At 45.0% G+C, this 6,882-nt stretch carries 4 protein-coding genes; all 4 read right to left on the bottom strand.

What is annotated here, in order from left to right; genetic code table 11:
• Positions 1-1,904, bottom strand: a 1,904-nt coding sequence (locus KGY70_14735; GenBank protein ID MBS3776449.1) for an alpha-galactosidase, incomplete at its 3' end; no start/stop codon positions are given.
• A gap of 536 nt (positions 1,905-2,440) precedes the next feature.
• On the bottom strand, positions 2,441-2,986 hold the full coding sequence (locus KGY70_14730) for a hypothetical protein (GenBank protein ID MBS3776448.1): 546 nt from the start codon (positions 2,984-2,986) through the stop codon (positions 2,441-2,443).
• A 4-nt stretch (positions 2,987-2,990) separates the two neighbouring features.
• The gene (locus KGY70_14725; protein MBS3776447.1) at positions 2,991-3,896 is read right to left on the bottom strand and encodes a hypothetical protein; all 906 of its coding nucleotides are present in this window, start codon (positions 3,894-3,896) and stop codon (positions 2,991-2,993) included.
• A gap of 136 nt (positions 3,897-4,032) precedes the next feature.
• Positions 4,033-6,882 (bottom strand): T9SS type A sorting domain-containing protein (locus tag KGY70_14720; GenBank protein ID MBS3776446.1); only part of this gene is annotated, 2,850 nt, incomplete at its 5' end.

Below are 6,882 nucleotides of genomic sequence, written 5' to 3'. Positions count from 1 at the left end.
AGTCTTTGCCAACCGTCCCAATGACCTTCCCTGGGCTCCCCAAAACCTTTTAAATCCTTCCTGTAGGCCATGTAATTGTACTTTTCCTGCATATCCCGCATCCAGTCTGCCCAGGCATGCAGCATTCCCCGTTTTTTTTCCGGTACTTTTCTGGGATCACCCAACATGATGGGCAGGGTTCCGATCAGCGATTTCAGACAAAATTCCACGTTGGGATCATTAAGTGGTAGGTTGCCTATCACCAATGAGCTGGCCGGCAGGGCAGGAGCACGCCACCAGGCCATTTGCCTTACCCTGAGCGGACCTACAGGGGAATTTGATTCAAAGTTTGAAAGCCAGTTGCCTTCAGCATGTTTGGCAAAGGCATAATCCATCAACTGCAGCTTGCCGGCCGTTTCAAAGGTGCAATCAATAAAGAGCTCCGGCGCTTCCTCGTGAAGTTCATCAAATAACTGGAGCAACCTTTCATAATGAACGATGAAGGATTCATGATGATCCCTGTAGTATGGGTGATCGGTGGCATAGGAGCCGGAAATGCTGTCATTGTTTACATAGGCACTGGCAACCACTGCGAAATCCAGCTTGGCATACCGCAGACCGTATTCATTTACCAAATGAAGGATCTTGCCTTTGATATAGTCATACCAGTCAGTACCGAAAGAAGCGGTATAAAATCCTTCACTCCCGCTGTGGAGATTCCCGTACTCACCATCAGGTCCCTTGACAAACCATTCCGGGTGCTCCTGGAAAACCCTGGAATCTTCCGTGGCAGAAGCCACGGACATCCACAAACCAGGTTTCATGCCGAGCGACTTGATGTAATCAAAGGTGGGTTCCAATCCTCCCTGAAACTTGTTGGTGTCCACCAGCCAGTCGCCGTAATTGCTTCCCCAGCCTTGTTCCGAGGATTTTCTGTGGGCATTCACCTGCCAGCCGTCATCGATGATAAATTCTTCAACACCGCACTCAGCAGCTGCTTTGGCTACTTCCCGGATCAGGGTATCGTTCACAAATGTGCGGAACGGATTCCAGGTGTTGTAAACAAAAACCGGCTTGGTCTTTTTCTCAATGACCTGCGGCCTCATATGTTTCACGATGAACGCATTCACCTCCTCTTCCACAACTTCATAGCTGTCATCTCTGTTGGTGTATAAACAGATAAAAGATTTGGGGCTTTGCCAGGAATCACCAGGCTCCAGCCACTTTCTGAAAGGAAAATGCTGACCTTCCCGTGTAAGGCCAATTTCAATATTGTTGCCTTCCGTATGGTAAGCGGTTCGCTTGAGTACGCCGACCGTTTCGTTGCCCAACGCCATGCCCCTTCTGCCCGGGATATGGTGAACCACCGCAAGGGGATCGTACCAGTTGCCAACAAACCGGCCCAGATCCTTCATCCTGGCATAATTGTGCCGAACCACCGAATGAACGTGGTGAAGATTGGTGTTGAGCGTTTCCATGGTCATGGCTTCCAGATTAATATCCTCGGAACTGATGTTTTTGACCTCAATCCATTTCCTGATCAAAGGCAAATCCGGGTAAAGCATATAATTCAGCTCAACCTTCACCTTTGGATTATTCCCACTTTGTCGAAGAATGATCTTCATGCCATTACCGCCCGTGGTATCTTCTATTGCACGGGTATCTGTAAGTTCCCAGCCACTGTATCCATTGAGCTCTTTCCCGTTGACCAGAAAGGAAAAATCTTTGCTTTTACCAATGAAGCCGGTATTATCCTTCTTTAAGATAAAGCTTGAAGAATAAAGGCTGTCGTGGCTGAAGGTTATCCCTCGTTGAATTAATCCGTTATCCAGAATCAATTGATCCTGATCCTTATTAAAATAATCCTGGGAAAACGCCTGATTGATGAATAAAAATAAGGCAAAAACGATAATAATATTTTTCATAAGCAGGGAATGTTGTGGTAATTGTTTCAATCACCTTGTTCTTCCATCAAAAATAATGAAATTGTTTGGGATCTTTCAAAAGCAGAAAAGATTATCTGATCATCAGAGATTAAACATAAATACAACCACGGGCATCCATTGATAAGATGCCCGTTTTAACCTGGATCATTCATAAACGAATGGAGTGAAGTTTATGAATGCGCGATGGTTTGCGTAAAGGATCCAGGCTCGCCTTCGCGAAGCTTCGGCGGAGCAAGGTTACCCCGCATTAGAAAAACCGGCTTTTTGCGAAAAGTAATGAAGCAAAAAGCCAGGTTTTTCAATAGCGTCAGAAACCCGCATCCACTGAGTTTTGCTACAAGAAAATGATTAATATGCGGGTTCAATGGGGATTGATCTTAATTGCTTAAGTTTTGCAGTTATATTATGTTGTATTACAGAATTTTAATAAACTTGAACAAGAATTAATTATTTGTGAATAATTCGGGTTAAGGAAGTAACGCAGAAACTGATGAAATAAGTTGCCAATTAACACTTTACAATCCAATATCACTTTCCATATCATAAGCTACCGTTATGGTTGCTTTTATCCGAATAACCACAAAGATCCGCTCGCCTGCAGGCTCCGAGTCCCCTCCAATCCGAAAAGCAATGGATGGTGGATTGCTGTCTTTAACAAAACCCTCCAGTTCATCCTTAAGCTCACTCACTGCAGAAGAAATCAGATTGGGCATGGCCTGAAAGGATATATCAACAGGCAAGATAACATCTTCAGCAAAAGGATCGGGTTCTTCTCCTGCATAAACGTTCATTTTAACGGATGAAGCTTCATTTCCCGTCTGTGGTTCGGCCTTTATGGCAAAGGATTCTATATTAACACCTCTGATTATCGCATCCTCCGGTAAATCAAGATCCTCATTAAAATCATCCGCATACAAGGTATAACTCTCGGAAAATGTTCCCTTCTGATCTATTGTATATACCAGATCTTTGGAAATGGTGCTTACAAAGGTGTAGGTCCTGGTCTCACACCCCCACAAGAAACCCATACCAATAAGCAGCGCTATAATAATAGTTTTCATTTATTTATCTCCTGTCTTTAACAATTTCATTAAATCCAAGGCCTAAGCCGACGGTAAAAATGCTTTGTGTGGCCATACTATAGTCACCATTCAGTTTTAGAGGACCCAGATTCAGTGTAAGGCCAAGTGTACCTCTCATTTTATTGTTCCCCTGCAAATCAAAGGCAATTTCCGAATTGTCCTCCTCATAGGTGTAATTGATGTCCAGATTGGAGTTCTCATAACCCAATCCACCGTAAAGCGTTATGAAAGACAACTGGTAACTGGCCTGAAGGTTGGCAAGCCAGCTATTGGCATCCACTATGTCTCCCAAAGTAAACTGTTGGGTGTAAAACCCTACTGCCATGTTTATGGGTGCAATCGGAAGATACTGATCGAGGCTGTGGCTCATCCCCCAACCCAAGAGCTCCACTTTGCCTACATCTTCACCCAAATCATAGGCTGCCCAGCGAAGAGAAACATTGGTGCCCAATAATGAACCAACGGTGAGATTGGGCACAGCCATCGGCAGATTTTTCAGATCCAGACCGCCGGGAAAGACATAAGCTGTACCTCCGTCCCCTTCAACACTAACCGGTTCAGTATTTCCAAAAACCGTTGGAACTTTGGCTGTCTGTTCCGGAGTAAAATAACCCTGGGTTGTGGCCGTAAAAGTTTTGTTATTGGCCGGAATTGGAGCCGCCATTGTAGAAACTCCAATGTAAAGCTGAAAGCCCGGCTTTGCAATGTAAGCACTATGGTACCATCCGCTGTTCAGGTTGGCACCAAAAGCATCCGCCAATGGTTGCATATAGCCTTCTCCATTGGCACCGGTGTATTTCTTGACAAAATCCTCAAACTCCTGGGCATAAAGATTACCTGAAGTCAAGTGAATACACAGCATAGTGAATAATACAATAAATGATTTCATGGTTTTGCTGTTTTTATATGCCGGGTAAGTTACGACATAATATCATAAAAGTCAATTTTATTTATTAAAATAAACACTTTCTTTTATAAACATTTTTAAAGGCAATCCCATTTCAAATTAAACTTCTCAGTTTCCTTTAATACTTGATGACACGCAGGGTGGCCGCATCCCCGCCACCGATGGCCCTGATCAGATAGACGCCACCGGGACAGGATGAAAGATCCAGTAAGAAGGTGTTTTCATTGACTCTTCTGCTGATTAATTCCATTCCGCTTATAGTAGTCACTTTCAGCATATCAATTCTGCTGTTTTCACTCAGTTCAATCTTAAGCAAGCCATTGGTCGGGTTGGGATATACCTTTAGCTCGTTTTGTATGGCCGAAGAAATATGATCCGGCACATCTTCCGGTTTTTCCGTTTCATAAGCCCCTATATCCACCGTATCGTTCTTAATTCGGGGTTCACCGTCAAGATCGACGGCTACCGTCACCGAATCGTTCAGGCCTGTATTGATACAAGGCGATATTTCCTCAATGTGGAAATCACCTTCCAACGTAGGAGCGTCTTCCGGATTGATTGCTGTTGCAAAGTGGGGGTCTTCATCCAGAATCTCATGATAAACGATGGAATTGCTTCCTCCACGTCCGAAAGCTTCAGCTCCCCCCTGTATATCACAATGTGTAAAAGTGGGAGTTGCATCATGAAGATGCACCTCATTGCCCGAATTCCCTGCCAGGTTATTCCAAAGAATAGAGTTGACAAATACCGGTCCCATGTTTGTCATTCTTACTGCCCCTCCCCATTCTGCTGAGTTACCACTGAAAGTACAATTTTTCAGGATGGTGTTTTCCTCGGTCTGTGCATTGTTTGTTGACGTGAAAAAGTCAATTCCACCACCGGAGTATTCTGCTTCGTTGCCACTGATGAGACAATTGACTAAAACAGGGCAGCTTGTTCCCTCGCTTGCAATGTAAAGACCACCACCTCCATCATACGCTTTATTACCCTGTATTTTGCAATTCAGCAACTCAGGCTTATTAACACTCAAATAACAGGACCAGATGCATAAGCCAGCTCCCATATAGGCTTTATTATTTTTAATGATACAATGATGGATTTTCGGGTTAGAAACAGAATTCCATTCGGTCGTTTCTATAAAAATCCCGGCTCCAAAAAGATCGGGGTTTTGGTCAGGCCATTCCGTTCCCGCTCCCCCGTCTTCCTTTTCGCTATTCCCGTGAATGATAATGAATCCATCCAGCAGTGTCTGATCCCCTGTATTGATGAACCTCACTACATGGCGGGCATTGTCCGAATGGTCTTTTTCCTTGCCTATATTGCCGGTGAGGAAGGTTTCGTTGTTTTTCCAGTCTCTTTCTTTCAGGACAATTTCCGTACCATCAAAGCCTCCGTAAAGTTTCACACCGTCCGGAATGACAAAGCTCGCATTCCTGTCGTCTCTATCAACGTGGCTTCCCCTGTCCGGGTAGTAATAACTTGCAGCCACCCATATGGAATCTCCGAAATCAGCTATATGAAGGGCATCCTGTAAATTGTTAAAAGCATCTTCCCAGGATGTACCGTCGTTGTATCCTGAAGCATTCTGGTCCACATAGATGATGCCTTGAGAGACGGGCCTCTCATAGGCGCCCATATCGACCGTACCATTTTGTATCCGGTTGTTGCCATCCAGATCTATATCTACGGTGACCGAATCGTTTAGTCCCGCATCGATGCAAGGAGAACCGATGAGCAGGTGCAAGTCTCCACTGGTTGTCGGGGCTTCTTCAGGATCCACGACGGAAACCAACAGCGGGTCGCTTTCCAGATTGTTTTGGTAGGTAATATTGCTCGCAATGGTTTCAATTCCATCCAATCCATCCTTAATATTGCAATAGATAATTACAGGTGAAGAAAAATTGAAGTATCCTTCATCGCCTTTTTCCCTGGCTCGATTATTCCATAAAATGCAGTTAACCAAAATGGGATCCATGTGGCTGGCTGCCAACCCTCCACCAAACATAGCTGTATAATTGCCACTGAAAGTACAGTTTTTCAGAATGGGTTGCCGAACTTCTGACTCATTCCCTAAAAAGTGCAATCCGCCGCCATATATTTGGCTCCTGTTACCACTGATGAGGCAATTGGTCAGGATGGGCTCGCATATGCCGTCCCGAAGACTTCTGAAATAGATACCTCCTGCTATGTGGTCGGAAACATTGCCACGTATAATGCAGTTGGTAAGTACCGGGCTGCTTTCTCCCCCGGAATATGCTACATTATACATTCCTCCTCCATTGTGGGCGCTGTTGTTTTCAATCATGCAATTCACAATAGCAGGGTTACTGAAATGACCCGCTTCCGTGCATTCATTGAAAATTCCTGCTCCACACTCATTGATCCATTCTCCTTCATCGGTATGTTCAGCCGAATTTCCGTACGTAATGGTAAAACCGTCCAGTATCGTTTCCTTACCAGTATTGATAAAGCAAACCACGTGATAGGTATTGTCCGAGGCGTCCCCTTGTACTCCGATGTCTCCGCTGAGAAGGGTTTCATTTGCTTTAGGATCCCGCTCGTAAAGACGGGACTCTGTCCCTTCAAATCCCCCATATACTTTTACACCGGAGGGGATTAAGAAAGTTGCCTCTCTGGGGTCCGGAGCATTGATATTATCCAGATCCAATATTTCAGACGGATAATAGGCACCTTCGGCCACCCATATAGAATCTCCGAAGTCAGCTATATGAAGGGCATCCTGGAGGTCGTTGAAGGCATCGGCCCAGGAGGTACCGTCGTTATTGCCTAAAGCATCCATATCAACATAGATAACCTCCGGCTGGGGCTCAGCGGAAGTGTTAAAGCTCCTTTCCTGAGCAAAGGACGAACCCTCAAAGCAATTGTCCACCGCCTGCACGCTCCAGTAGTAGGCGGTATTGGGCTGCAATCCGTATACAATATAGCTGGTATCCTGTCCGGCATTCCC

It is taken from the genome of Bacteroidales bacterium (assembly GCA_018334875.1).
Classification (GTDB): Bacteria; Bacteroidota; Bacteroidia; order Bacteroidales; family UBA12077; genus JAGXLC01.
The sequence above is the reverse complement of the archived record's forward strand: the minus strand, read 5'-3'. Positions and strand labels throughout refer to the sequence as shown.

What these genes read in the sequence shown, in the direction of transcription:
- KGY70_14730 (MBS3776448.1), bottom strand. Translation starts at nt 2,986, where the DNA reads ATGAAAACTATTATTATAGCGCTGCTTATTGGTATGGGTTTCTTGTGG.
- KGY70_14725 (MBS3776447.1), bottom strand. Translation starts at nt 3,896, where the DNA reads ATGAAATCATTTATTGTATTATTCACTATGCTGTGTATTCACTTGACT.